23 protein-coding genes are annotated in these 24,187 nt (G+C 54.3%); 10 read left to right on the top strand and 13 right to left on the bottom strand.

Going from position 1 to position 24,187, the window contains the following annotated elements; all coding sequences use genetic code 11:
* Nucleotides 1-23 precede the first annotated feature (23 nt).
* Together JRG72_07760 and JRG72_07755 are read left to right on the top strand one after the other, a co-directional pair.
* The gene (locus tag JRG72_07760; protein MBW2135111.1) at nucleotides 24-440 is read left to right on the top strand and encodes a hypothetical protein; all 417 of its coding nucleotides are present in this window, start codon (nucleotides 24-26) and stop codon (nucleotides 438-440) included.
* A 321-nt stretch (nucleotides 441-761) separates the two neighbouring features.
* Complete coding sequence (locus JRG72_07755; GenBank protein MBW2135110.1) at nucleotides 762-1,064, top strand: helix-turn-helix domain-containing protein; 303 nt, start codon at nucleotides 762-764, stop codon at nucleotides 1,062-1,064.
* A gap of 32 nt (nucleotides 1,065-1,096) precedes the next feature.
* Here JRG72_07755 and JRG72_07750 read toward each other — a convergent pair whose 3' ends face one another.
* The 3 genes from JRG72_07750 to JRG72_07740 form a co-directional block, all read right to left on the bottom strand.
* On the bottom strand, nucleotides 1,097-1,636 hold the full coding sequence (locus JRG72_07750; GenBank protein MBW2135109.1) for an archaemetzincin family Zn-dependent metalloprotease: 540 nt from the start codon (nucleotides 1,634-1,636) through the stop codon (nucleotides 1,097-1,099).
* Between the two features lie 78 nt (nucleotides 1,637-1,714).
* Nucleotides 1,715-3,064, bottom strand: coding sequence for a sigma-54-dependent Fis family transcriptional regulator (locus JRG72_07745; protein ID MBW2135108.1), 1,350 nt, complete (start codon nucleotides 3,062-3,064; stop codon nucleotides 1,715-1,717).
* Nucleotides 3,048-5,345 carry a PAS domain-containing protein gene (locus JRG72_07740; protein ID MBW2135107.1) on the bottom strand — a complete coding sequence of 766 codons (2,298 nt, stop codon included), beginning with the start codon at nucleotides 5,343-5,345 and terminating at the stop codon, nucleotides 3,048-3,050. Before JRG72_07740 ends, JRG72_07745 begins: the two co-directional genes overlap by 17 nt.
* A 346-nt stretch (nucleotides 5,346-5,691) precedes the next feature.
* Here JRG72_07740 and JRG72_07735 point away from each other — a divergent pair, with 346 nt between their 5' ends.
* The 6 genes from JRG72_07735 (at nucleotide 5,692) to tsaA (ending at nucleotide 13,422) form a co-directional block, all read left to right on the top strand.
* Entirely contained in the window at nucleotides 5,692-6,285 is a 594-nt protein-coding gene (locus JRG72_07735; protein ID MBW2135106.1) for a 4Fe-4S dicluster domain-containing protein, read from the top strand.
* Complete coding sequence (locus tag JRG72_07730; protein MBW2135105.1) at nucleotides 6,285-7,214, top strand: CoB--CoM heterodisulfide reductase iron-sulfur subunit B family protein; 930 nt, start codon at nucleotides 6,285-6,287, stop codon at nucleotides 7,212-7,214. The genes JRG72_07735 and JRG72_07730 overlap by 1 nt, the downstream gene beginning before the upstream one ends.
* 106 nt (nucleotides 7,215-7,320) lie before the next feature.
* On the top strand, nucleotides 7,321-11,757 hold the full coding sequence (locus tag JRG72_07725) for an FAD-dependent oxidoreductase (GenBank protein ID MBW2135104.1): 4,437 nt from the start codon (nucleotides 7,321-7,323) through the stop codon (nucleotides 11,755-11,757).
* 64 nt (nucleotides 11,758-11,821) lie between these two features.
* Complete coding sequence (locus tag JRG72_07720; protein ID MBW2135103.1) at nucleotides 11,822-12,265, top strand: hydrogenase iron-sulfur subunit; 444 nt, start codon at nucleotides 11,822-11,824, stop codon at nucleotides 12,263-12,265.
* On the top strand, nucleotides 12,262-12,936 hold the full coding sequence (locus JRG72_07715) for a methylenetetrahydrofolate reductase C-terminal domain-containing protein (protein ID MBW2135102.1): 675 nt from the start codon (nucleotides 12,262-12,264) through the stop codon (nucleotides 12,934-12,936). Before JRG72_07720 ends, JRG72_07715 begins: the two co-directional genes overlap by 4 nt.
* A 48-nt stretch (nucleotides 12,937-12,984) precedes the next feature.
* Complete coding sequence (tsaA, locus tag JRG72_07710; protein ID MBW2135101.1) at nucleotides 12,985-13,422, top strand: tRNA (N6-threonylcarbamoyladenosine(37)-N6)-methyltransferase TrmO; 438 nt, start codon at nucleotides 12,985-12,987, stop codon at nucleotides 13,420-13,422.
* 9 nt (nucleotides 13,423-13,431) lie between these two features.
* On the opposite strand, the gene JRG72_07705 is transcribed toward tsaA, so the two are convergent.
* The 9 genes from JRG72_07705 to JRG72_07665 form a co-directional block, all read right to left on the bottom strand.
* A complete protein-coding gene (locus JRG72_07705) occupies nucleotides 13,432-13,704 on the bottom strand; it encodes a cupin domain-containing protein (GenBank protein ID MBW2135100.1) in 273 nt (90 codons plus the stop codon).
* A 219-nt stretch (nucleotides 13,705-13,923) separates the two neighbouring features.
* Nucleotides 13,924-15,399, bottom strand: a complete 1,476-nt coding sequence (gene guaB / locus JRG72_07700; protein MBW2135099.1) for an IMP dehydrogenase — start codon at nucleotides 15,397-15,399, stop codon at nucleotides 13,924-13,926.
* 19 nt (nucleotides 15,400-15,418) lie between these two features.
* Nucleotides 15,419-16,498 (bottom strand): Ppx/GppA family phosphatase, encoded by a 1,080-nt coding sequence (locus JRG72_07695; protein ID MBW2135098.1) that lies wholly within the window; start codon nucleotides 16,496-16,498, stop codon nucleotides 15,419-15,421.
* Nucleotides 16,491-16,697, bottom strand: coding sequence for a hypothetical protein (locus JRG72_07690; GenBank protein MBW2135097.1), 207 nt, complete (start codon nucleotides 16,695-16,697; stop codon nucleotides 16,491-16,493). The genes JRG72_07695 and JRG72_07690 overlap by 8 nt, the downstream gene beginning before the upstream one ends.
* A gap of 105 nt (nucleotides 16,698-16,802) precedes the next feature.
* Entirely contained in the window at nucleotides 16,803-17,258 is a 456-nt protein-coding gene (locus tag JRG72_07685) for a hypothetical protein (protein MBW2135096.1), read from the bottom strand.
* 248 nt (nucleotides 17,259-17,506) lie between these two features.
* The gene (gene hpt, locus JRG72_07680; protein ID MBW2135095.1) at nucleotides 17,507-18,028 is read right to left on the bottom strand and encodes a hypoxanthine phosphoribosyltransferase; all 522 of its coding nucleotides are present in this window, start codon (nucleotides 18,026-18,028) and stop codon (nucleotides 17,507-17,509) included.
* 308 nt (nucleotides 18,029-18,336) lie between these two features.
* Nucleotides 18,337-20,523, bottom strand: coding sequence for a CHASE2 domain-containing protein (locus JRG72_07675; protein MBW2135094.1), 2,187 nt, complete (start codon nucleotides 20,521-20,523; stop codon nucleotides 18,337-18,339).
* A gap of 48 nt (nucleotides 20,524-20,571) precedes the next feature.
* Entirely contained in the window at nucleotides 20,572-21,342 is a 771-nt protein-coding gene (locus JRG72_07670) for a hypothetical protein (protein ID MBW2135093.1), read from the bottom strand.
* A complete protein-coding gene (locus JRG72_07665; protein ID MBW2135092.1) occupies nucleotides 21,329-21,793 on the bottom strand; it encodes a hypothetical protein in 465 nt (154 codons plus the stop codon). Before JRG72_07665 ends, JRG72_07670 begins: the two co-directional genes overlap by 14 nt.
* Before the next feature lie 150 nt (nucleotides 21,794-21,943).
* On the opposite strand from JRG72_07665, the gene JRG72_07660 reads away from it, so the two are divergent.
* Nucleotides 21,944-22,219 (top strand): hypothetical protein, encoded by a 276-nt coding sequence (locus JRG72_07660; GenBank protein ID MBW2135091.1) that lies wholly within the window; start codon nucleotides 21,944-21,946, stop codon nucleotides 22,217-22,219.
* A gap of 113 nt (nucleotides 22,220-22,332) precedes the next feature.
* Here JRG72_07660 and JRG72_07655 read toward each other — a convergent pair whose 3' ends face one another.
* Entirely contained in the window at nucleotides 22,333-23,571 is a 1,239-nt protein-coding gene (locus JRG72_07655) for a M20 family metallo-hydrolase (protein MBW2135090.1), read from the bottom strand.
* 296 nt (nucleotides 23,572-23,867) lie between these two features.
* On the opposite strand from JRG72_07655, the gene JRG72_07650 reads away from it, so the two are divergent.
* The gene (locus tag JRG72_07650; GenBank protein MBW2135089.1) at nucleotides 23,868-24,179 is read left to right on the top strand and encodes a YggT family protein; all 312 of its coding nucleotides are present in this window, start codon (nucleotides 23,868-23,870) and stop codon (nucleotides 24,177-24,179) included.
* Nucleotides 24,180-24,187 lie beyond the last annotated feature (8 nt).

The raw sequence follows: 24,187 nt of genomic DNA, 5'->3' as shown, positions 1-24,187 counted from the left end.
AAACGTGCTCGGATGTCCTGAACATGAAATGTCCCAAGTGTGGCAAGACCATTGACCCTGCTCAGCATGCCGACCTGACTTTTGATGGTCAGGTCTGGTGCTCGGACTGCCATCAGTATGACGAAGAATTGTTTCGGCACCGTGACTTTGCCGACATGGAAAGCTGGACCCAAAAAATCTGTGCGGCCTTTGGCTACGAACCGGTGCCTCTGCAGCAGAACTTGAAATCCCTTACCAATCCCAGAATTTATTGGCAGGATTCCACCTTTTTGTTAGCCGAGGCCGATCATCAGAAACGCTGTATCCTCCTCTACCCCCCTGGTTATCGCCTTCCCACTTTATGCCATGAACTGGCCCATATCTTCACCGGCCATGATCATACCGAAGAATGGGCCCGGACCTTTGCCAAACTGGTGGCCTGGGTCAAAACCCAACTTTGAGAAATCTCCGAATCGTCACTCAGAGCAATGAAAGGTTAATTTGATAGGAGAACGGGGGCCAACGGTCCCCCTACTATACTCTCAAGCTTACTTCTCAACCACTTTAGGGCTTATGGAAGTGGGTTTAACGGCCGAAAAGAAGGGAAGAAACCAACCACAAGAATTGCCCGGGATAATTCCAGCAGGAGCGCGATGTCGCCAATCCGGCCTCGCTTCTCTCGGTTATAGCGATTCTCGAAATTTTTCCTTAATAGAAGCAAATTTTTACTTGTCCTCTTGTGAAGATTGTCCTTTAACCGGCCTATGGCCAGCCTGCCGAACATGCCCCATGCCGAAAACTGCTCCCGAACCGGAGGGCGCGCGGCGCAAGCCGCGGCGACCAAACGCCGCCATCTTCGCCTCATGGCGATCCGAGCCCTATTTTTAGGCAGCGGTCATGATCCGCTAGCGGCTTTGTTCAGTATCACCCGTCAGACCTTAGCCAATTGGATTAAACGATTTCATGAACAGGGCCGCGATAGCTTAATCGGTGGCAGAAGCGACCCACCGGGTCCCCCCTACCGGAATTCAAGTACACCTGCCAAAAACCCAAATTACCCCAACCTTCCGGTTCGGGATTTTTAGCCGTTAACGATGTCCGAAGATGGGCAAATCGGTTAACGGTCGAGCATGATAGTTATGCCGTTCTGATTAAAGTAATCGCTCAACAGGACCCGACAATAACCACAGAAATGGGGGTTTTTCTGGTCTAATTTCTCCAGGCTGCCGGAAAACCGCATGATACAGTCTGGCTGCCGGCAATGTTTCAGGTTACAGGTATGTCCCAGTTCATGCAATCCGCTCTTGATGATCCGCGGCCAGAAAACCTGCGGAGGGGCCATCAGTCCATCTAACCCCTGGTTCAAGCGATATAAGGAGATTATCGCTCCGGTTCCCCCCACTTGCGCTTCTCCGAAGACGTAGGTCAAGATCGGGATGTATAGATCCACCCCTGTAACCCCCAGTATTTTGAACAGCCCCGGCTGCCGGTCTGTCAACAGGTATTCCAACAGTTGGGTGGAATTATATTGTTGACGGACGATATGATAGGTGTGAGTAGGGATCGGTCGGGCTTTCAATAATTGCACCGGCAAAGGCAGGAACTTGGGCAGCTCAGTCTTGAGATAACGCAAGAGCTTGGGATCAATTGGCCCCAAAGGGATGATTCCTATACTGGGAAGCGGCGGCATGTAGCAATCGCAGCTGTCAATGCAGGGTTTTTAACAGGGTTAACTTCAAGATTTCAGGCCGTATTTTCTGAGCTTGTGATACAGGGTGGTGCGATTGATCTTCAGAACCTGAGCGGTCCGGGAAATGTTGCCGCCTTCCGCCTCCAGGACCTGGGCGATGTGCTCCCGCTCCATTTCTTCCAGAGAAAGCCCAAGGGCCGCGGTCCGGTCACTCGGACCAAACAGAGGCAGGTCCGCCAGCTGAATCTGACGGCCTTTGCCGATCACCACTGCCCGCTCGATGGCGTTTTCTAATTCCCGCACATTGCCGGGCCAGTCGTAGTGCTGCATGGCCTCCAGGGCATCGGGATGGATGGAATCGATCTTTTTGTTGGTCTCGGCGGCATAATGCACCAGAAAGTGTTCGGCCAGCAGTTTAATATCGCCGCGGCGTTCCCGTAAAGGCGGCACCGGGATGTGGACCACGTTGAGGCGGTAGTACAGGTCCCGGCGGAAGGTGCCCTCCTGGATGGCAGCCAGCAGATCCTGGTGGGTGGCGGCAATTACCCGGAAGTCGCTGTGAATGGGAATCGTCCCCCCGACCCGGGTGAATTCATGGGTTTCCAGCACCCGAAGGAGGTCAATCTGCATTTTCATAGTGATATCGCCGACTTCATCCAGAAACAGCGTCCCCCCATGCGCCAGTTCCAGGCGGCCTTTTTTGGTAAACTTGGCATCAGTAAAGGCCCCTTTTTCGTGTCCGAACAACTCACTTTCCAGCAGTTGTTCGGTAAAGGCCCCGCAATTGACTGCGATAAACGGTGCAAAACCACGAGGGCTTTGGGCATGAATGGCCCGCGCCACCAACTCCTTGCCGGTGCCAGTTTCGCCGGTAATCAGCACCGTTGCATCTGATTGGGCCACGTCCATAATGGTCTCATAGAGTTTTTGCATGGGTTCGGATAGGCCCACCAATTCTTCAAAACGATCGATCTTGTCCACCCGCTCTTTGAGGACGATATTTTCCATGGTCATGGTTTGAATCTGCACCAGTTTCTCAATGGTCAGGCTAAGTTCCTCCAGGTCGAAAGGCTTGAGCAAATAGTCAAAGGCCCCCTTCTTCATAGCTTCGACCGCGTCTTCGATGGACCCGTAGGCCGTCATCATAATCACGGCGGTGTCAGGGTCTCGCTCTTTCAAATGTTGCAGCAGGGTGAGGCCGTCCATTTCCGGCATCTTGACGTCGATCAGCATGATATCATAGTGTTTGGCCTGGATTTTTTCCAAGGCCTGAGGACCGCTGTCAGCTGTTTCTACCTGGTAGCCGTCCCGTTGCAGCCACCCGGCCAGCGACTCTCGGATAATGAGCTCATCATCCACCACCAACAGGTTAAACTTTTTATGCGGAATCAACATCTTCGTCTGGCCTCCGAGCCGGCAGACGGATAGTAAAAGTGGTCCCCTGACCGACCACGCTATCAACTCTGATAGTGCCCTGATTTTCCTTGATTATGCCATAGACCACTGACAGGCCCAGTCCCGCGCCGCCGCCGCCTTTCTTGGTGGTGTAAAAGGGTTCAAAAATCTGGGAATAGTGTTCCTTGGGGATGCCGACTCCGGTATCTGAAATCCCAATGCGGACGGCTTTGGTTCCCAGGTTTCGGGTTCGGATGGATAGATCACCGCCATCGGGCATGGCATCCTGGGCATTCATGAACAGGTTGAGAAAGGCCTGTTTAAGTTGGGCCGGATCAGCCAACACCGGCAGCAGTGCAGGGTCATACCGGCGTTTGATTTTAATCCGCTGTAAACCGGCCTGATAGTCTAACAGTGACAGGGTTTCATCGATAATCTGGTTTACATTGACCAGTTTAAATTCGGGCCTGGTCTTGCGGGAAAAGGCCAGCAGGTTGGAGACGATCCGGCTGACCCGGGAGGTCTCGCTTTCCATCAGCCCTAAATAACGCTGGAATTCTTGCAATTCCTGTGGAGTGGCCAGGCCCTCCGCCAAGGTGCGCTGCAACAGTTTGATAAATGTCAGGATGCCGGTGAGCGGATTGTTGATTTCGTGCACCACGCTGGCCGATAGTTTCCCCAAGGAGGTCATCTTGTCGTCATGCAGCATCCGGGAGCGGGCCATGACTTCCTTGGTGATGTCTTGTGATAGTTCTACCACCCGGGTGGCCTGGCCGGTCTCATCAAACAGGGGATGGCAGACCACGTGATAATAGCGCTCCTGACCATGTTTGTCATAATGCACATGCGTACCTGCAGCTGGTTTGCCGGTGCGCAGGGCATCCTTAAGAGGACAGGGATGATCTGGGGTAGAACACGGTTGATCGACGTGATGGGAGATCTGGTAGCAAAATTTCCCTACCACTTCGCTCCGGGACAGCCCTGCCATCTCCAGATAGGACCGGTTAACCTCAATGATGTGGTAATCCCCATCAATCACCACCATATTATCCTGAATTCCGTTGAGGATGGTCTCCAAGAAGACTTTCCCGGCATTGGCTTCTTTGAACAATCGTCGGGCCTTTTCCTCCGATTCCTGCAGCTCTTCTTCCAGCCGTTTCTGGGGGGTGATGTCTTTAATGACTTCAATTACCCGTTTCCTGGTCCCGCCCTCGCGCGGAAACAACGGGGCCATGCTGATTTCATCAAATCTGACTTGCCCATCCGGTCCAAGATAACGATGAATTACCTGAGTCGTGGTACCCTTTTCCAATACTTCTTCTAAAGGACAGAAGAGACCGCGTTGGTGGCACGGAGCATCCAACTGACGCAGCACCTGGTAACAGGGCTGGCCCTGGACCAGACCCTCGGTGGTCTGGAAGCGGCGCAAAAAGGTGAGATTGACCCATTCCACCGAATAATCGGGATTGAGCACCAGCACCGGATCAGGCAAGTGATCAAATATGCGTTGAAACCGGTTGCGCTGGGTGGACAACCGAATCTCACTCTCAATCTTTTGGCGGAACTGGTCTTCGGCCAGCCGCAGGAGTTCATAGAAAAGCTGGGCTTCCACATGGTCAATTACCTGGGTGGTGGCCGGCTTGAGGCGGATCAGTTCTTCCCGCACCTGGGGATCACCGGTAAGTTCCATTACCAGATCCAGGTTTTGCTGTAACAATTCACGATAATTGAGAAAAGTCGAAAGGCCGAGATTCTGGGCTAGTGTCATCCCCGGAGCTTGGGGATTTCGATCGGCCACCCCTAAGATTTGAATCCGGTCCTGGCGATGGCGATCCCCGGTAATCAGCCGCAGAACTTCCGAGCCTCCCTTACCTGCGCCCACCAGCCCGACCTTCAAGGGCTCCGGGGTCTTGGGCGGCGCAAAACCTTTGGCGATCAGGTCCCAAAAATCATCCCAGGGATAAGGACGTTCGCCGGTCAGGACGGTAACCTGGGGCGGGCGTTGCCGCTCCAGGGCCTGAGACACCTCGGGCTGGCCCGCGGCATCAAAAATCAGATCCAGGCCTTCAATCTTAAGCAACTCAATGTATTTATTGGTAGTGAAGATACCATGCCGTTGGGCATACAACAGGCCAGGTGCCTCGGGGTTAACATCCGCCACTCCGACTACCTGGAGATACTGGTGGCTGTTCTGAGAGGGTACCAGGGCTTCTAATAGGGCCATACCCTGACGGCCGGCCCCGACAATGGCCACTTTATACTGGCTCTGTTTGGCTGTCATTTCCACGGCGACAAGATAAGGAAATTTTTAAAAGATTATATCACATCTAAAGTTAGATTAGTAGCCGCCAGCAAGCTTGCCTTGGAAAATTCCTGGCCAAACTGACGACTTAAAAATTGGAAAAAGCAGGAACCGGAATTTATCAGCTTAGCCGCCGGGAGAGACAACAGCCTTAATTTACTTTAGAAGGAAACATCAGAACCGGTGTCGGCATTGTTTTGTTGAGATAACCAAGGTTATTCAAGCCTTCCTTAATCGGTCAGAAATCTGGAATCAAAAATTGACATTTATTTTTTTCGGATTTATATTAAATTTTTGATCTTAATATGGATTGGAGCCCATTGTAATGCGAGAGCTTCCGAGTGAACCCCTGTGCCCTAATCCAGGGCTAGGGGAGCAGCTACATCAGGAGCGGGGAATCTCGGTTTTTGATTGTTACCAGTGTCGAAAGTGTACAGCGGGCTGTCCACTCACCTTTGCCATGGACTTCTACCCCCACGAAATTATCCGCTTGACCGCCCTGGGTCAGGAGGATTTGGTCCTGGAGTCTAATACTATCTGGGTCTGCGCCTCCTGCCAGACCTGTACCACCCGTTGTCCCAATGATATCGATATTGCCGGGGTGATGGATTATCTTAAAGAAAAAGCCATTTCCACGCATCGGTCTATTCCCCAAAAAGAGGTGGCGACTTTCCACCAGGTTTTCCTGGATGATGTCCGGCTTTCCGGAGGGCGCCTGCATGAGGCGTTATTATTGCGGATGTATACCAGCCGTAGTGGCGGAGCCATGGCCAAACTGGTAAACGGGACCTTCATGGGCGACCTGAAGATGGGCTTCGAGCTTTTCCGCAAAGGCCGACTGCGGTTGAAGCCACCGCAACGGGTGAGAGATATTGAGGAATTCATGGAACTATTTAAAAAAGCCAAGGTCTGGGGGTAATGAAGGTTTCTTATTATCCCGGATGTTCCCTGGAAAGCACCGCCCGTGACTATGCCGAATCAATTCAAGGCATAGCCCGCCGGTTGGACATCCAGTTGGAGGAAATCGACGATTGGAGCTGCTGTGGAGCTACTGCGGCACATAGTCTGAATGAGTTTCTATCCATAGCCCTGCCGACCCGTAACCTGCTGTTAGCCGAAGCCATCGGGCAGGATGTAGTAGTCCCCTGCGCCTTGTGTTTTAACCGGTTAAAGGCCGCCGAAAAAGTCCTGCTGGGGCCAGAGGCCGCTAAATTTGAATCGCGTTACCTAACTCATATGCCTCATATGAACCATCTGGAAACCGGTGCAGAGCCGGAAGCGGCGATCAATAGTAAAATCTACCAAGGTAAAGTTAAGATCTGGGATCTACTGGATTATTTTACTCAGGAAGCGGTCCTGGCCCGCATCCAAGAAAAGCTCAAGCGTCCCTTACAGGGTCTGAAGACGGTATGCTACTATGGTTGTTTGGTGGCTCGCCCGCCGCGGGTAACCGATAGCCAAAATTATGAAGATCCCACTAATATGGATCGACTGGTGGAATTGCTGGGGGCAAAGTCTTATCCCTGGTCCTATAAAACCGACTGCTGTGGGGCGGGATTGGCGGTCAGCCGACCAGACATCATCGATACTCTGGTGCAGCGGCTCTATGAGCGGGCCCTGGAGGCCGACGCCGAGTGTTTCGTGGTCTCTTGTCAGATGTGTCAGGCAAATCTGGACATGGTGCAAAGCCGGATTTCTCACAAATTTGGGAAACATTATTACCTGCCGGTCCTTTATTTTACCGAACTGATCGGCCTGGCGCTGGGCCATCCCGAGGTCCGCACCTGGCTGAAACGCCATTTTGTCAATCCCTTCCCCTTGCTGATGCGCAAAGGATTTCTGGAATAGGAGTTGTAGGTCAGCCGAATATATTTGGGGCCAATAATTATGGTATGGCAGGAACTCATAAGGCCCTAGAACTTAAGAACAATAGTGATCAGGACATCTTTACCTAATGGCAACTGAAGCAAACCCTAAGGTTGGGGCGGTGATGATCATCGGCGGCGGCATCGCCGGCATGCAGGCCGCGCTGGACACCGCCAATGCTGGCTATAAGGTCTATCTGGTGGAACAGGATATTTCGCTGGGGGGGGTCATGGCCCAGTTGGACAAGACCTTCCCCACCAATGATTGTTCCACCTGTATGCTCTCCCCCCGATTAATTGAGGTGGCCATGCACCCGGACATTGAGATCATGACTCAAACCGAGGTGCAGGCCCTGGAGGGCGAGCCCGGGAATTTCACTGTCACCGTCCGTCAGACCCCGCGTTATATTGATGTCGATAAGTGTAGTGCCTGTGGGGCCTGCGCCGATGTCTGCCCGGTGGAGCTGCCCTCAATCTTTGATGAGGGATTGGGAACCCGGCACGCTGCTTATCGGCATTTCCCTCAGGCCATTCCGTCAGCCTTTGCCATTGAAAAATTGGATCGCCCCCCTTGTGTGGCAGCCTGTCCGGCCAAGCTAAATGTCGAGGGTTATGTCCAACTTATCAAGGTCGGCAAGTACGCCGAAGCAGTGCAACTTATTATGGAGCGGCTGCCCTTACCCAGTGTATTGGGTCGTATCTGCCCCCACCCTTGTGAATACCGCTGTCGGCGCAAGGAACTGGATGAACCTATCGCCATCTGCCACTTGAAGCGGTTTGCCGGCGACCGGGTAGATATCTTAAACCTGCCCCTGCCGGAGATTCCTAGGAAAAACCAGCGGGTGGCAGTCATCGGTTCCGGCCCGGCGGGCTTATCCTGTGCTTACCACCTGGCCTTGCGGGGGTACGAGGTCACCGTTTTCGAAGCTCTGCCGGTAACAGGGGGCATGCTGCGGGTGGGAGTCCCGGATTTTCGACTCCCCAAAAAGGTATTAGAGACCGAAATCAATAACATTACTCGTTATGGCGTGGAAATCAAGACCAACGCGGCCCTGGGCCGCGACTTTACTTTGGAAGACCTTCAACACCGGCATTATGAGGCGGTTTTTCTAGGTCTTGGTTGTCATCTGGGACGCTCCCTGGGCATTCCCGGCGAAGATGCCCAGGGGGTCATCCAGGGAGTCGATTTTCTGCGTCAGCTTAATTTGGGGAAAAACCCAAAGGTGGGCAAAAACCTAGCGGTTATCGGCGGCGGCAATGTGGCCTTTGACGTGGCCCGCTCCGCCCGCCGTCTGGGGGCAGAAAGCGTTACCATCATCTATCGACGCTCGCAGGAGGAGATGCCGGCCTTAGGGGAGGAGATCGAAGGAGCCATCTGCGAGGGCATTAATATCCGCTATCTGGAGGCCCCGGAAAGGGTGCTTGTCGAAAATGGCCAGGTGGCAGGCCTGGCCTGCATTCGCATGGAACTGGGACCACCCGACAGCTCGGGCCGCCGCCGCCCCATCCCGATCGCTGGTTCCGAATTTGTCCTGAACGTCGATATGATCATTCCCGCTATCGGGCAAATGGCCGACCTCTCTTATCTGGAAAATATCGGCCTTAAAACCACCCGCTTCGGGACCCTGGAATTGGACCCGGTAACTTATCAGACCTCCATGCCCGGAGTATTTGCCGCCGGCGATGTCCATACCGGGCCCTGGGTGGCTATCGGCGCTATTGCCGGCGGTATGGAAGCAGCCGAATCCATCGACCGTTATCTGCAAGGAGTCGATCTGGCCGCGGGCCGCGGCCCTGGTGAAGCCGCCCAGGCCATGCAGAAGTGGGTAGAAATCCCGTTGGACGAGGAAAAAAGAGATCGGGAGCGCATGCCTTTCCTGGCGGCTGATGTTTCGTGCTCCACTTTTGAAGAGGTGGCCCGAGGTTATACCGAAGCCCAGGCCCAGGCCGAGGCGGCCCGCTGTCTCAAGTGTGGGGTTTGCGCCGAGTGTATGCTATGCGTGCAGGCCTGCCAGGCCGGAGCAATAGATCATTTTATGCAGCCTCAGACTTTGAGGCTAAAGGTCGGGGCGCTGATTGTCTCTCCCGGCTTTCGCCCCTTTAATGCCCGGGAAAAAGTCGAATACGGCTATGGCCGTTATCCCAATGTTATCACCTCCCTGGAATTCGAGCGTTTGCTGTCCGCTACCGGGCCCACCGAAGGCCATGTCGAGCGGCCTTCAGACGGCCGCCCTCCTAAAAAGGTGGCCTGGATTCAATGCGTCGGCTCCCGGGACGCCTCGATTGGCCGGGAATATTGCTCCTTTGTATGCTGCATGTATGCCACCAAACAGGCAGTGATTGCCAAAGAACACGATCCAGAGGTGGGGGCAACCATCTTTTTTATTGATATGCGGGCCCAGGGTAAAGGCTTTGACCGCTATTATGAGCGGGCCCGAGACCAATTAGGCGTGCGCTTTATTCGCTCCATGGTCTCCCGGGTGGCCGAAATTCCCAAAAGTAAAAATTTGCTGATATCTTATGTAGATGCCGCCGGCGAATTCCAGACCGAGGAATTCGACCTGGTGGTCCTCTCCGTCGGTCTGGCCCCTCATCCGGCCGCCGTCAAATTGGGAGAAAAGCTGGGATTTGACACTAACCGCTGGGGGTTTGTTGAGAACCCACCGTTGGAGATGGTTTCCACCACTCGGGAGGGGATCTTTACCTGCGGGGTATTCCAGTCCCCCAAGGATATTCCTGAAACCGTAACCCAGGCCTCGGCCGCGGCCGCGGCCGCCGGAGCGCTGTTAGCGGAAGCCCGCAATACCATGCTCACGGTTAAGGAATATCCGCCGGAACGCGAAGTTCTTTATGAAGACCCCCGGATCGGGGTGTTTGTTTGCCACTGCGGCATCAATATTGCGGGGGTAGTCGATGTGGCAGCCGTTTCGGAGTATGCCCGGACCCTGCCTTCGGTGGTCTATGCTGATCATTACACCTTTTCCTGTTCCACTGACTCTTTGCAGCGCATGCGGGAGGTCATCGCAGAACATCGTCTGAATCGAGTAGTAGTAGCCTCTTGCAGTCCTCGCACGCATGAGCCTCTGTTTCAGGATAACCTCCGCCAGGCCGGTCTCAATAAATATCTCTTCGAGATGGCCAATATTCGCGATCAGGACTCCTGGGTGCACCTGGCTGAACCCGAGAGGGCGACGGAAAAGGCCAAGGAACTGGTCAGGATGTCGGTAGCGCGGGCTGCCAAGCTGGAGCCCTTGCCGGAACTGCCGTTTGACGTGGTCCAGCGGGCCCTGGTAGTAGGGGGCGGGCCTGCCGGTCTGACCGCCGCCCTGACCCTGGCCGAGGCCGGGTATGATACGACCCTGGTGGAACACGAGAAACAATTAGGCAGAATCGCTTGGAAGCGGCATTATACCCTGGAGGGCTTCCTGGTCTGGCCGTATGTGGCAAAGCTGGTGGAGCGGGTGAAAAATCATAGCCGCATCGAGGTTATCACCGAGGCCCGGCTTGTCGATTTTTCCGGCCACATCGGCAGCTTTACCACCATAGTGGAAACCAAAGACGGCCGCCGGGAGATTCCGCATGGGGCGACCATTATTGCCACTGCCGCAGTGGAATACGAACCAGAAGAATATCTCTATGGGCAACATCCGCAGGTCGTCACTCAGCATAAATTTGAGGACATGCTGGTAAATGAGCCGGAGTCCGTTCAGGCCACGGCCAACATCGTCATGATCCAATGCGTGGGTTCCCGGGAGCCGGATTACCCTTATTGCTCCCGGGTCTGCTGCTCATATGCGATAAGGAACGCCATCCAGGTTAAGGAACTCAGTCCCCAGACCAACGTCTATATACTTTATCGGGATATCCGCACCTTTGGCTTCAAGGAGCTCTACTATCAGAAGGCCCGCCAATTGGGGGTGCAGTTTATTCGCTTTGACCGCGATCAGAAACCCGAGGTCCTGGCGGAGGATGAGGGCCTGAAGGTCAAGGTCTTCGACCAGAATCTCAGGGTGCCCATACTCTTGCCGGCGGATTTTGTGGCCCTGTCGGTCGCTATTCGACCCAATCCCTGGGCGGAAGAAGTGGCCCGGGTCTATAAGCTTCCCTTTGACGCCGATCGCTTTTTCATGGAGGCGCATCTTAAGCTCCGGCCGCTCGATTTTGCCAATAGCGGGTTTTTCCTGGCCGGACTGGCCCACGGTCCCAAATTCTCTGAGGAGCGCATCGCTCAGGGCAAAGGCGCGGCGGCGCGGGCCATGGCTATCCTCTCCAAACAGCAGATGTTTGTCAGCGGGGCCGTGGCCCAGGTCGACCCGGAGCACTGTGTCGCCTGCCTGAGCTGTATGCGGGTCTGCCCCTTTAGAGTGCCGCGCTTTGTTCCAGAAGATGGAGTGGTCACCATCGACCCGGCCTCCTGCCAGGGCTGTGGTATCTGTGCCGCCACCTGCCCCCGTAAGGCCATTGAAGTTAAACATAGCCGGGATATTCAATGTCTGGCCAAGATTGCCGCCATTGCCGGGGCTTGACAGATCTGCCCGGATGCTGAGCGTTCTGAGATTGAACTTCATAATGAAAATCAGTTAAAAGACGATGACCTTCAATCCCAAAATAGAAGCTTTGATCTGTACTTATTGTACCTATACCGCCGCGGATATGGCGGGCGCGGCCCGCATGCAATATCCGCCGACGGTCCGGATTGTAAAATATTTATGCACCGGTAGGATTGATATCCTGCATATACTCAAGGCCTTTGAGGCCGGAGCCGATGCCGTCATGGTGAGTGGCTGCGAAGTCGGGGATTGCCACTTCCTGGAAGGCAATCTTAGGGCCCAAGAACGGGTAGAATATACCAAACAGCTGCTCGATGAAATCGGCATCGGCGGGGAGCGTTTGGAAATGTTTCACATCGGCGCTTCCGATGCTCCCAAATGGGCCGAAGCCGTCCGCCAAATGACCGAACGAGTCCAAGCCCTGGGGCCCAATCCCTTGACCTTAAAGCGCCGGGCAGAGGTCCAGGTTGAGGAGAAGTCATGATTATTGCTGAGAGAAAACCGTTCGATGAAATCAAACAAATGATCAACGACCATAATAAGGTGCTGATCGTCGGCTGCGGCACCTGCGTGGCCGTCTGCCTGACCGGCGGTGAAAAAGAAGTGGGCATCCTGGCCGCCGAGCTTCGGATAGCCCTGGAACTGGAAGATAAGAATATTGAGATCGGCGAAACCACCGTGGAACGGCAGTGTGATCGGGAATTTCTGGAGGCCATCGCCGGCCAGGTGGAGCAATATGACGCAGTTATTTCCATGGCCTGCGGCGTGGGGGTGCAGTTTCTGGCGGAGATGTATCCGGAAAAACCGGTCTATCCCGCGGTTAATACCACCTTTCTGGGGGCCAACGAAGATATCGGTTTCTACACCGAGCGCTGTTCCGCCTGCAGTACCTGTTATTTAGCCCTTACCGGCGGTATCTGTCCGGTGACCATGTGTTCCAAAGGCCTACTGAACGGCCCCTGTGGCGGCCCGATTGACGGCATGTGTGAGGTGGATCGGACCCGGCCCTGCGCCTGGTGCCAGATTTACGAGCGCTTGAAACAACAGGGACGCCTGGATTTATTGACCAGGGTGATCCCGGCGCGGGAGTTCCGTCACAAACCTACCCGATTTATCCACCCGGCCTACAAGAAAAAATTCGAGCGACCGCAATAAAGGTAAACTGGTCGGATACCGTGGTCATCCTTTGGCACAGATTATATTATGAAGATCAATTTTAAACCCATAGGATATGTGCGCACGGCCTCTCAAACCATTCCCCGCCACTGGACCGTCTCGGAAGTAACCGGCACCTTAGAAATCGACCCTCAATATCAGCAAGGTCTTAAAGATATTAAACCTGGCCAACGGATCCTGGTTATTTTCCATTTCCATAAAAGCCCGATGTTTACCCCCCAATTCCTGACCCAGTCGCCGCCGCATCGACAGGAGCGACTGGGGGTGTTCAGCATCTGCTCCTCCATCCGACCCAATCCCATTGGCCTGTCGCGGGTGGAAGTCTTAGGGATCGAAGGCCATGTAATCCAGGTCAAGGGCTTGGACATGCTGGATGGCACCCCGATTCTGGACATCAAACCCCACATAGAAGACAAGCATAGCTTACCGAGTTTCCCCGGCGAACGGCGGCCTTCTACCCCTTGAGGCAATCCCTTACTCGAACTTATAGACTTTTCTGATAGTTTGCTTCACTTCCCAGGTGCAGCTTAGGCCTTGGGGGAATTTTACTAAATCACCAGCCTTGATTTCCACCGCCTCGCCGTCCGGGCACCGGACCGTGACCAGGCCTTCCTTGACATAGGCTGTCTCATCGGTGTCGTAAGACCAATCAAAGGTGCTGGGTTCACATTCCCAAGGACTCCAGTTTTCCACCCCTAAAGATTGCAGCTGTTCCGGGGAAGGTTGTTCCACCGTGATCTTGGCCATGATTAACCTCCACCAGTTTATGGAATTTCGCCAGGCCTATTTGCCGTCGGCAGTCCGACGGAGGATAGACGGCCTTAACTTGACGGCACGGCAGTAGCATAATTAGCTCCTAATGACCATAATTATAACCACAGGTTCGGCAATTCACAGATATCTCCGCCCGTGTCATCGAGAGGCATTTTCCCGCCCGTTTCGTGGTTCCTCGGAGGTAATAACTGGTCAGTCTAAACGATAGTTGGGGGCCTCTTTCATGATGATCACATCATGGACATGGGATTCCCTCAGCCCGGCAGGAGTGATGCGCAGGAACCGGGCTTTGGCCATCAATTCCGGGATACTGGCGCAGCCCACATAGCCCATGCCCGAACGTAAACCACCCATGAGTTGGTAAATCAGATCGGCTAACTTGCCCCGGTAGGGTACGCGGCCGACAATACCTTCGGGTACCAGTTTGGATTCCAATTCGATATATTCCTGGCCATACCGATCGCGGCTGCCTTCCTTCATGGCCTCCAGGGACCCCATGCCGCGATAAACCTTATAGCTGCGGCCCTGGAAGATGACCATTTCTCCTGGACTCTCTTCGGTACCGGCGAACAGGCCGCCGATCATCACACTATGTGCCCCGGCAGCAATGGCCTTGGTGATATCTCCGGAAAATTTAATCCCGCCATCAGCGATCAAAGGGACTTCGTAGTGGCGAGACGCCCGGCTGCAGTTCATGATGGCGGTCATCTGGGGCAGTCCCACTCCGGCGACCATCCGAGTGGTACAGATGGACCCCGGACCAACGCCCACTTTAACACCATCGGCGCCAGCCAGCATCAGGTCCCGCGCCCCCTCCTCGGTGGCCACGTTGCCGGCAATCAATTCGATCTGGGGGAACTCCCGCTTGCTGGCCCGGGTGGCCTCCAGTACCCCCCGGGAATGGCCGTGCGCGGTGTCGATTACGATGACATCGGCCCCGGCCTTGAGCAGAGCCTCAATCCGGGCCTCCCGATCAGCGCCGACCCCCACCGCCGCCCCTACCCGCAGGCGACCGAATTCATCTTTACAGGCCTGTGGATACTTGCGGACCTTTTCGATGTCTTTAATGGTGATCAGGCCTTTGAGATTATAGTCATCGTCGACTACCAACAGCTTTTCAATGCGGTGTTGGTGCAGCAAGGCTTTGGATTCTTCCAGGGTGATGCCCGGCGAGGCCGTCACCAGGCCCTCGCTGGTCATCACCTCCTTGACTTTTTGGTCAAAATTGGTCTCAAAGCGCAGATCCCGATTTGTAACGATCCCCACCAGACGGTGGCCTTCGACCACCGGGATGCCAGAGATGCGATAACGTTGCATCAGTTCCAGGACCGTGGCGATTTTGGCTTCCGGTCCAATGGTCACCGGATCGAGAATCATACCGCTTTCCGATTTTTTGACCTTTTCGACCTCCAGCGCCTGGGCCTCGATACTCATATTCTTATGGATTATGCCGATGCCCCCCTGGCGAGCAATACAGATGGCGGTTTCGGATTCGGTCACCGTATCCATGGCCGCGCTCACCAGGGGAATATTGAGTGCGAGGTTCCGGGTCAGCCTGGTCTCAAGATTGATCTCATTGGGCAACACTTCCGAGGGCCCGGGAATCAGAAGCAAATCATCAAAGGTATAACCAGAAATTATCTCTATTTTCTCGGGGCACGGTTCCATGGAAACCAGCTCATCGAATTTATACTCGGTGATGCTCCGATCTTGGGTCATTTAATTTTTCTCCTGCACATATAATCTTTTCAATTTTATCAGAATTTTTGGGAAAAGAAATTTCCTTGGCAATCTGCAACAGCAATCCTTCCAGTAGGCCGGCGTCAATCACTACCAGAGAGGCTTGTTGGAAGAACTCCAGGATTTTTTGAATAATCAAGGCCCCTGCTACGATCACCCCAGCCTTGCCGGGCTCCAGGCCGGGGAGACGGGCCCGCTCCGCCTCAGTCAGGACCGTTAATTGGCCGCTCAGACGGTCCACGGTGGCTCGGGTTAGAACCAGGTTATTGATCCGGGAGGGCTCATAAACCGTCATCCCTAACGACATCGCCGCTAAAGTGGTCACGGTCCCGGCCGTCCCCACTAATCGCGGCTGGGTCCTGAGCAGATAGTCGGCAAAATAGACTCCGGGCAACTGCTCAAGCTGATGCCTGATCGCGGTTCTCAGCGCCGCCAGCTCAGCATTGCCCGGTGGGTCGCTAGCCAACCACCTCTGGGTCAGGGTTGAAACGCCCAGCGGCAGGCTGGCAAAACACATATCCTGGCCTGGAATAACTAAGGCCCACTCAGTGCTCCCCCCACCGACATCGAAAACCACCAAGGGCCGATCAACTTCATCTGCCGGGGTCAGAACCGAGAGCACTCCGGCCAGGCTGAGTCGGGCTTCCTGTGCCGGACTGAGAACCTCCACCCCCAGACCGGTCTGCCGGCAAATCTGATCTAAAAAGGCCTGGCGATTCCGGGCCTGGCGGACCGCCTGGGTGGCCACCGCGCGACTGGCGACAACTTTGAATTGTCTAAGGTCCCGGACAAACTCGGCCAATACTGCCAGGCTTAGGTCTACGGCCTCCGGCGCCAGATTCCCAGTCTGCACCAGACCCTGACCCAGGTGAGTAATTTCCCGTTTAGTATGGATTAGCCGAAGATCTGGAGGATCAACCCCGACCTCGGCGATGGCCAAGCGAATGGTCAGGCTGCCGATATCGATGGCCGCGATCAGCGACGCTGCTTTATTAAGCTCGGTTAATCCAGTTATGGGATCAGTCAATGGAAATCTCAGACAAATGTTCTGGCGCTTCAGCAGGTGGTCGGCCTTTCTCCATATTTTCCAACCGGGTTAGAATTTCCTCCAACAGAATAATCCGTTCATTAATTTTCCAATACCAGCAATTGACTTCCCTCAGCAGGAAGAAAATCCCGATAGCCAACAGGATAATAATCAGGGTAGAGAGATCATAACCAAACATAGCTTTGGGCCTTCTGTCTCGGCACAGGATTAATAAATCGCCGTGGGAGGCGATGCATCTACTCCAAGGAGCAATCCGACTTCCCTGGAGTAGTTTCGTCATGTTTCAAGGAATCAGGCGGTACGGCGCGGCCTTCTTAGTCCAGCTACTCTGTGGATATTCTTCGGTCAGGACAGCGTAAACCTCTTTCAACGGATTAGGATCATGGTCCTTTTTATACCTGGCCACGCCGCGGAAAAAGATCGCTTCCGCCGCCGCCTCGCTGTTGGGATAATGCTCAATGACCTGGTCAAACCAATTCGGCGCTTCCGGGTAGCGCTCGATATCGAGATTCCACCTGCCTTGGGCCACCATGAAGGTCGGGATAAAATCTTCCGGGGCCAGGAAGCCGACAGTGCGGTAATGTTCCCCTCCTTCAGCGTCCAGTAATAGCAGCATGGGGGTCCATTTTACCTTAAATTTATCCATCGCTTCCTGGTTGGAGGATTCGATCTGAACCGGAATGAAATTTTCCTCAATAAATCTGAAAATTTCTTCCTGGGGATACGTAACTGCATCCATCTGTTGACAGCCGATTCACAAGGGATTGAAAAAATCCAACCGGATGGGTCGATTCTCCTGGCGGGCCAAATTCTGGGCCTGGTCCAGGTCGCTCCGCCAGTTAATTTTCGATGCCATAGGTCTCTCCTCCTTCTTCGGGAGTTAATATAACGGTTGCCGCGGTCGTTTTACGAAATTCTAACCATTGCCAGACCTTAAGGCAAGATGGAGACCGGATCACCACTATTAGCTCATTAAGCCGCGGGGGGTCAAAGTTCCAGCTCATAGACCTCGGGATAGGTGCGGTGCTGCTCGCCGCAATCCAACCCATAGCCGACCAGAAAACCCTTCTCGACCACGAAGCCAACGTAATCCAGGGGGACCTCTACCTGGCGGCGCTCTTTTTTATCAATCAGACAACAGATTTTTAAAGATTTGGGGCGGTGGCTCCGCAGGTGGCCGATCAAGAAATCCAGGGTCAAGCCCACATCGATAATGTCCTCTACGACCAGGACATGCCGATCGCGAATGGGAAGCTCGATGTCCTTACTGATCCATACTTCACCGGCCGATTCGGAGCCTGCCCCATAGCTTCGCAAACGGACAAAATCTACCTCTACCGGGTATTCCAGGGCCCGCACCAAATCAGCCATAAAGATGAACACACCCTTTAAAATGCCGATCAGGAGAACATTTTTCCCAGCATAATCCTGGCTGATCTGCGCGGCTAGTTGACGGACCCGCTGATCAATGACTTGCTTGGAGAGCAGCAGGCGTTTCTGACCGGTCATCCCTTCTCCCTGAAAAGTAAAAATCGGATTAGCTAGATATTGCAGCTTAGATAATCAGTTAGGCTTTGTCAAACATATTACTCGGGTCATAAAATAAATGAATGGGGTTTAGAAAAAAAGCTCTGGGGAGAGGGGTTTAGGGTCGAAGACCCCCTAACCCTCTCCCAAACCCACTCCTCCAACCCCTTAAGGGGGGTTGGGAGGGGACGGCGGTCCCCCGGCCCTCCCCTCAGATTAATCTTTTCAATGCTCGGAGTAATAATTCTGTCCAGCAGATTGATCATCCGTCCGAACCCGGACACTATTCTCTATTTGCTGGTCAGGCGGAAGACCCCGTCCCAGTCCGGACCCAGATCCTGCCCACTCAGACGCTGACACCTTGCCAAAAACACCTGAGCCGGACCATCGCCCGGGCGGTGGTCCAGCACCTGCTGAAACAACTCCTGGGCCTCAGCCCAGCGTTGCTGACGGTATCGGGCCAGCCCCTGGGCAAAGAGTTCACGGACCTGGACCATTTCTGCGACTATCTGTCCTTTCGGAGCCAACACCTCATAGACCCGGACCGGAGCCGCCCGACCTTTGACCGCAATCAGGTCGATCTCTCGCAACTCCACCTGGGCCGCGGCCTGTTCCGCCGTGGTTTCGCTGATCAGGATGGTCGTATTATAACTTTTATTGGCCCCTTCCAGCCGGGAAGCCAGATTGACCGCGTCGCCAATAACAGTGAAATCGAAGCGGGTATCCGACCCCAGGTTGCCGACCACTACCTCCCCGGTATTGATGCCCATGCGGGCGGCAAAGTTGGGTAATCCTCGAGCCTGCCACTGGGAGCGCAACAATTCAAGCTGCCGTTGCTGTTCCAGGGCCGCCAGGCAGGCGCGGCCGGCGTGGTCCGGCTGGAAAACCGGAGCCCCCCAGAAGGCCATAATGGCGTCACCCTCGTATTTATCGATGATGCCTCCACTGGCCATAATGATGTCAGTCATCCGGGTCAGGTATTCATTAAGCAGGGGAACCAGCGCTTCGGGGCTGAGCCCCTCAGAGATGCCGGTAAAACCGGCCAGATCGGAAAAAAATATGGTCATCTCCCGGCGTTCCCCGCCCAACCGCAGTTTACCCGGATTTTTGACAAGATCCTGAATCAGGGCCTCGGACATGTAATGAGCAAACATGCGCCGGATAGCACGTTTTTGCCGGCCTTCGGTGGAATAGCTGTAAGCCGCGCTCACTCCGAAACCAAACACCACCGCTACCAGGGGGGGCACCGCATCCATCCACACCCCGCTGACAAACAACACCACTGCCAGGGTTATGGTCAGCACCAGATAACCGATCAGCGACAGCAAGGTCAGCCACAACGCCGGAACCCATAACACGGTCAGAGCCGAGGCCAGGCCTAACCCCAGGGTCAGCATTAGGGCCCCTCCCCTTCCCATCGGTATCAGGAAGTCGCGGGTTAACAAGTTATCCAACAAGGTAGCCTGAATGGCGACCCCGGGATATATGGGTGACAAGGGCGTGGGCTTGAGGTCATAGAGGCCGGGAGCAGTGAACCCGACCAGCACCCATTTCTGGGAAAATTCGCTTAAGGGATGCAAAGGCTTCTGCCCGGCCTGGGATTGGACATATGATTGAATCACATTGGCTGCCGGATAGCGCCGATAAGGCCGCGCCCCAGGACGATACTTGAGCAGTAATTTGCCGTCGGGCAATAGCGGAATCAATTCGGCGGACGACGGTTGATTTGCCTCCGAGCCTGCCGCGCCTTTGATCATCAGGCCATCCGGCTGCCAGGTCAGGGTAAGCGGCTGGCGTTGGTATAAGAAGGCTGACATCGCCAGTTGCGGGCACCATTGTCCCTGAAAAGGGACCAGGACCGGCAGGCGTCGATAAACCCCGTCATTATCCGGACAACACTCGACATTGCCCAGGGCCGCCGCGGCCTTCCGCAAAGATGGAATGGGTAGAATGACCGAACGATAGCCTGGATTGACCATCGGCGGCACCCCGGCCACGGTCAGGCTCTGGCTTTGCAGCCAGTCTTGATCTGGGGCGTTGTTTTCCCTGGGGTTGCGAGTGAGAAACATCGCCAGAAACCCATTTCCCGCCTGGCTCAGGCTGTGGGCCAACCTCAGGTCATCGTCCAGGCCATAGGATGAGCTCTCAGTAAACAAAACATCAAAAATGATCGCTTGAGCCCCCGCCAGGCGGCAATAGTCTATGATCGGCCCATACATCTGCCGGGGCCAGGGCCAGGTGATGCCCTGGTTCTGATAAAATTCCAGGCTGGCCTGGTCCACTTCAATTATGACGATATCGGCGTGACCCGGCTGGGAAGGCAGAGCCTTCTGAAATAACAGATCCAGGGTTTTGAGGCTATAACCTTCTAATAGACCGCTGGCGTCCAAACCCAGGGTCAGCATCCCGACCAGCAGACCGATCAGCAGACCTGCGGTTATTTTACCCGCCCGGGTTTGAGCCGTGAGTTTAAACATGTTTGAACTCTAAAAATTTCCTAAAGAATAAGATGTCTTGCCTATAGGTTATTTAGCAGATAACCTTAGTTCATCCAGGTAACGCTGGGCCTTATGCCGGTCATCTTCCAGACCGTGGGGCTGGATGGCATGGCGAGTTGATTTGAGCACCGCCTCGAATTCCCGGCGAGCCTGGTCGGGCTTATCCAGTCGCAGCAGAGTTTCGCCCAGATAGAGGTGATTGGTGCTGGTCTCCGGGGCCAGGCGCACCGCCGCGCTCAGATGATGGAGAGATTTATCCAGGTTGCCAACCGAAAAGGGCCAGCCCGGCGCTTCATAATAGATGCGTCCTAATACCCGATGGGCCCCGGCCTGGTCGTAGGTCTCGTCCAGGGCCAGGGCACGATGGAGTTCTTGCAAAATGCGCGGCAATAACCGCCGTCCTTGCAAGACGCTGCCGACGTCGGCCAGGCCACACAGATGCATGGCCAGCCAGTAATGACCCTCGACGGCGTGAGGCCGGTCCTGGAGCAGCGACTCGGCATAGCGTCGCCCCTGTTTATAAAACTGGTGCCGCTGATCCTCTTCCGCCAGATCCCCCAGGATAAAGCAGACCTGCGCCAATCGGGTTAATAAACCAACCCGTTCTTTCCCGTCTGGCGGCAACAACCCCTGGTAAATGGTCAGGGCCTGGCGGGCCTTGGCAAAATTTAACTCAGGACTTTTTAAAAGCTTTTCGGCCTCGGCCCACTGGCCGGCATGGGGAGGTAAAGCTGATGTGGCCGGGAAAGAGACCAACCCCAGAAGAATAAAAATCCCGCAGGATTTAGTAAGGTTCATCTTTCTGGATATGGTGGACTCGGAGATAGAGTTGGCGGCCCCCCAACGGCACCAGCTCCCCGTAGAGGATAATGGGGTCTAACCGGTGTAATTGGTAAGTGCGCTCTTGGGCGGAATCCATGGCGACCCGGTCAAAATAGTCATGCATCTCAGGGCTGCCATAGAGAGCAAACCACTGCAGATCACCCCAGCTCAGGGGGTGACGGAGCTGATTGAAATAATAGTAGCCTGGAGCCGGATCGTATTCCAGGAATTGCCAGAAATAAGCCCGACACCTGACCTGCTGGCCGGGGCTGAGAGCAGGAACCCCAGACTTCAATTGGCTAAAGGGAATAGGAGCATATTTTGTCGCGTCCCAGGAGGCAGGCACCGGCCGCACCTGTCCACAAGACCCTCCCAAGGGCACCACGGTCAGGCAAAAGATTATGAAGATCAATTCCTTGGCAGACATGGCACTTGTCCCTCAGCTTCTATGCCCAGTATAACCGGTAGTTTCGATTCTTGACAACCCTTTTTAACCAACCAGGGCTTAAATTGCCGGCTTGCAATTACTGAAAGTTGTCGGTTAAATATAGAAAAAGTCCAGGAAAGGAGAGACGAGATGTCACACCCGGTGATTATTCGCCGTCATGATGGCGTTCAATCTTACCTGGTGTTGGATGACTACCCGCGGGAGCTACTGCGCCATCGCGGCTTTCAGGCCGAGTTTGAAATCCGCCGCTGGTATGGTTCCACGGACGTCTGGGATGCATTGGAACAATGGGCTGAAATGATGGGAGAAAGTCCCCTCGATGATATCTATCTGATCATTACTGACGAGCATTTGGATTATACCACCGATAAATCCTTGTGGGATGAATGCAGCTGGCCATATTAATTATCAGCCGACATTAAAGGACTAAATTTTTTACCCGAGTCCAGGGTCCGCCTGAATTATTGCCTGCGTCTCATTAACCTCCCTCAGCAGCCTAAATCGGCCACTGGTCATCCTTATTCGGCATCAAGCATAACGTAGGCCAGGACCTGGCAATCGCCGATGAGATTCGGCAATAAATTGTATTCATTGGGCTGGTGGGCAGTATCGCATACTGTACTCCACACCGCTGCTGGTAATCCGGCCCGACGGAAAAAAGCCGCCACCGTCCCGCCGCCGATTCCCCCCGGCCGGGCCTGCCGCTGATACACCGCCTCAATTGCTCGGGACAGAGCTTGAACCACGGGGGCTTCGACCGGCGTCGCCGGGGGGCTTTGCACCTCCTGAACCGGCTTAATACTCATTTCCACCCCAAAACGCATCTGGATATTAGAGGCAATTTCGGTGATCCGGGTCTTGACCAGGCTCAGATCGTAGACTGGCAGAATCCGGCAATCCAGGTAAAAAACATCATGGCCCGGAACCGTATTGATATTGGGGACATTGGCTTCTTTTTTGGTCGGTTCGAAAGTGCTGACCGGCGGAAAAAATAAGGGGTCGGTGTGGTTGAATTCTTTCCTGAGGCTTTCCAGAGCTACGATCAAATGCGCGCAGGCCCGTAGGGTATTGATTCCCAGGTGCGGCTTGCTGGCATGACACTGACGCCCTTTGATCTCGAACCGCAGCCAGAGGAGGCTTTTTTCGGAAATCTCGACCAGGGTGCCATCGGCATTGCCGGCATCCGGCACAATGATCAGGTCGCGCTCCGAAAACAGCTCCCGGTGGTGTTCCAACAGATGAGCCAGGCCTTTATGGCTGCCGGTTTCTTCGTCTGAGACCAAAGCCAGGGCGACTTGGCGGGTGGGGGTCAGACCAGCTTCAATCAGCGCCTTAACCGCGAACAAGGAAATGATTATGCCGTGATGATTGTCCTCCGTGCCCCGTCCATAAAGGCGATCGCCCTCGACCCGCAATGTAAAAGGATCGGATTCCCAGAGATTCAACTCCCCCGGCGGCACGACGTCAAGATGGCTTAAAACCCAGATTTTTTCTGGTTGCGAGCCAGGAAGCAGAGCCACCAGATTGGGGCGGCTGCCCCCACTCACCCGCTCATCGGGGGCAGGGTAGTTTTCCACCTTGAGACCCCATTGGGTCAAAATCTCGGTAAGAAAAGCCGCCTTGTCGCCCTCGCCCGGACCGTCATGATCTGGCCCTACGGCCACCCGACGGACCAACTCCCGTTGCAAATTTACCATCTCTTCCCGGTATCCCGCGATCCGCTGTTTTACCAGTTCAAATTGACGGTCCCGCTCCATAGGCCAGCTCCTTGGTTTGAAATTTTGATCAACCTGCTGGGGTTGAATTGTGTTTCTATCATAACGGTAAGGCAGCCGGTTGGCAAGACTGGTTTGGCAGGTTTACCCTTTTAGGGGATTTTTCTTCCCATCCAAGCTTCAAGTGAAATCGCCCTGAAACGGCTTAAAGTCCCATTATAATAGGGTTTACCTCATAACAGGAGAGCTGTTAAAATCCGTTTCAATCGGTCTTTAATAACTTGACATCCACCAGGGGGAAACATAAACTACTCCGAAAATCTAACAGGGGATGGTGTATGTTTATCTTGGCCAACTTGCTCAATGCCCTGGCCTATGTCCTGAGCCTGGTGCTGACGGTTTACATGTGGCTGATCATTGCCCGGGCCATCCTTTCCTGGGTCAATCCTGATCCGTATAACCCCATTGTCCGTTTTCTCTACAATATTACCGAACCAGCATTAAGTTTTTTCCGCCGCCGCTTACCTCTGGTTTACGGTGGTTTAGATCTATCGCCGCTGGTAGTATTGTTAGTAATAGTCTTTGCTAACTATTTTGTGGTGCAGACGCTGCGGGATTTAGCCAGGTGGTTGATTAGTCCGGGATATTAAAGGGAATA

This window comes from Deltaproteobacteria bacterium (genome assembly GCA_019309545.1).
Lineage (GTDB): Bacteria > Desulfobacterota > Desulfobaccia > Desulfobaccales > Desulfobaccaceae > Desulfobacca_B.
This window is presented reverse-complemented; position numbering and strand designations above follow the sequence as displayed.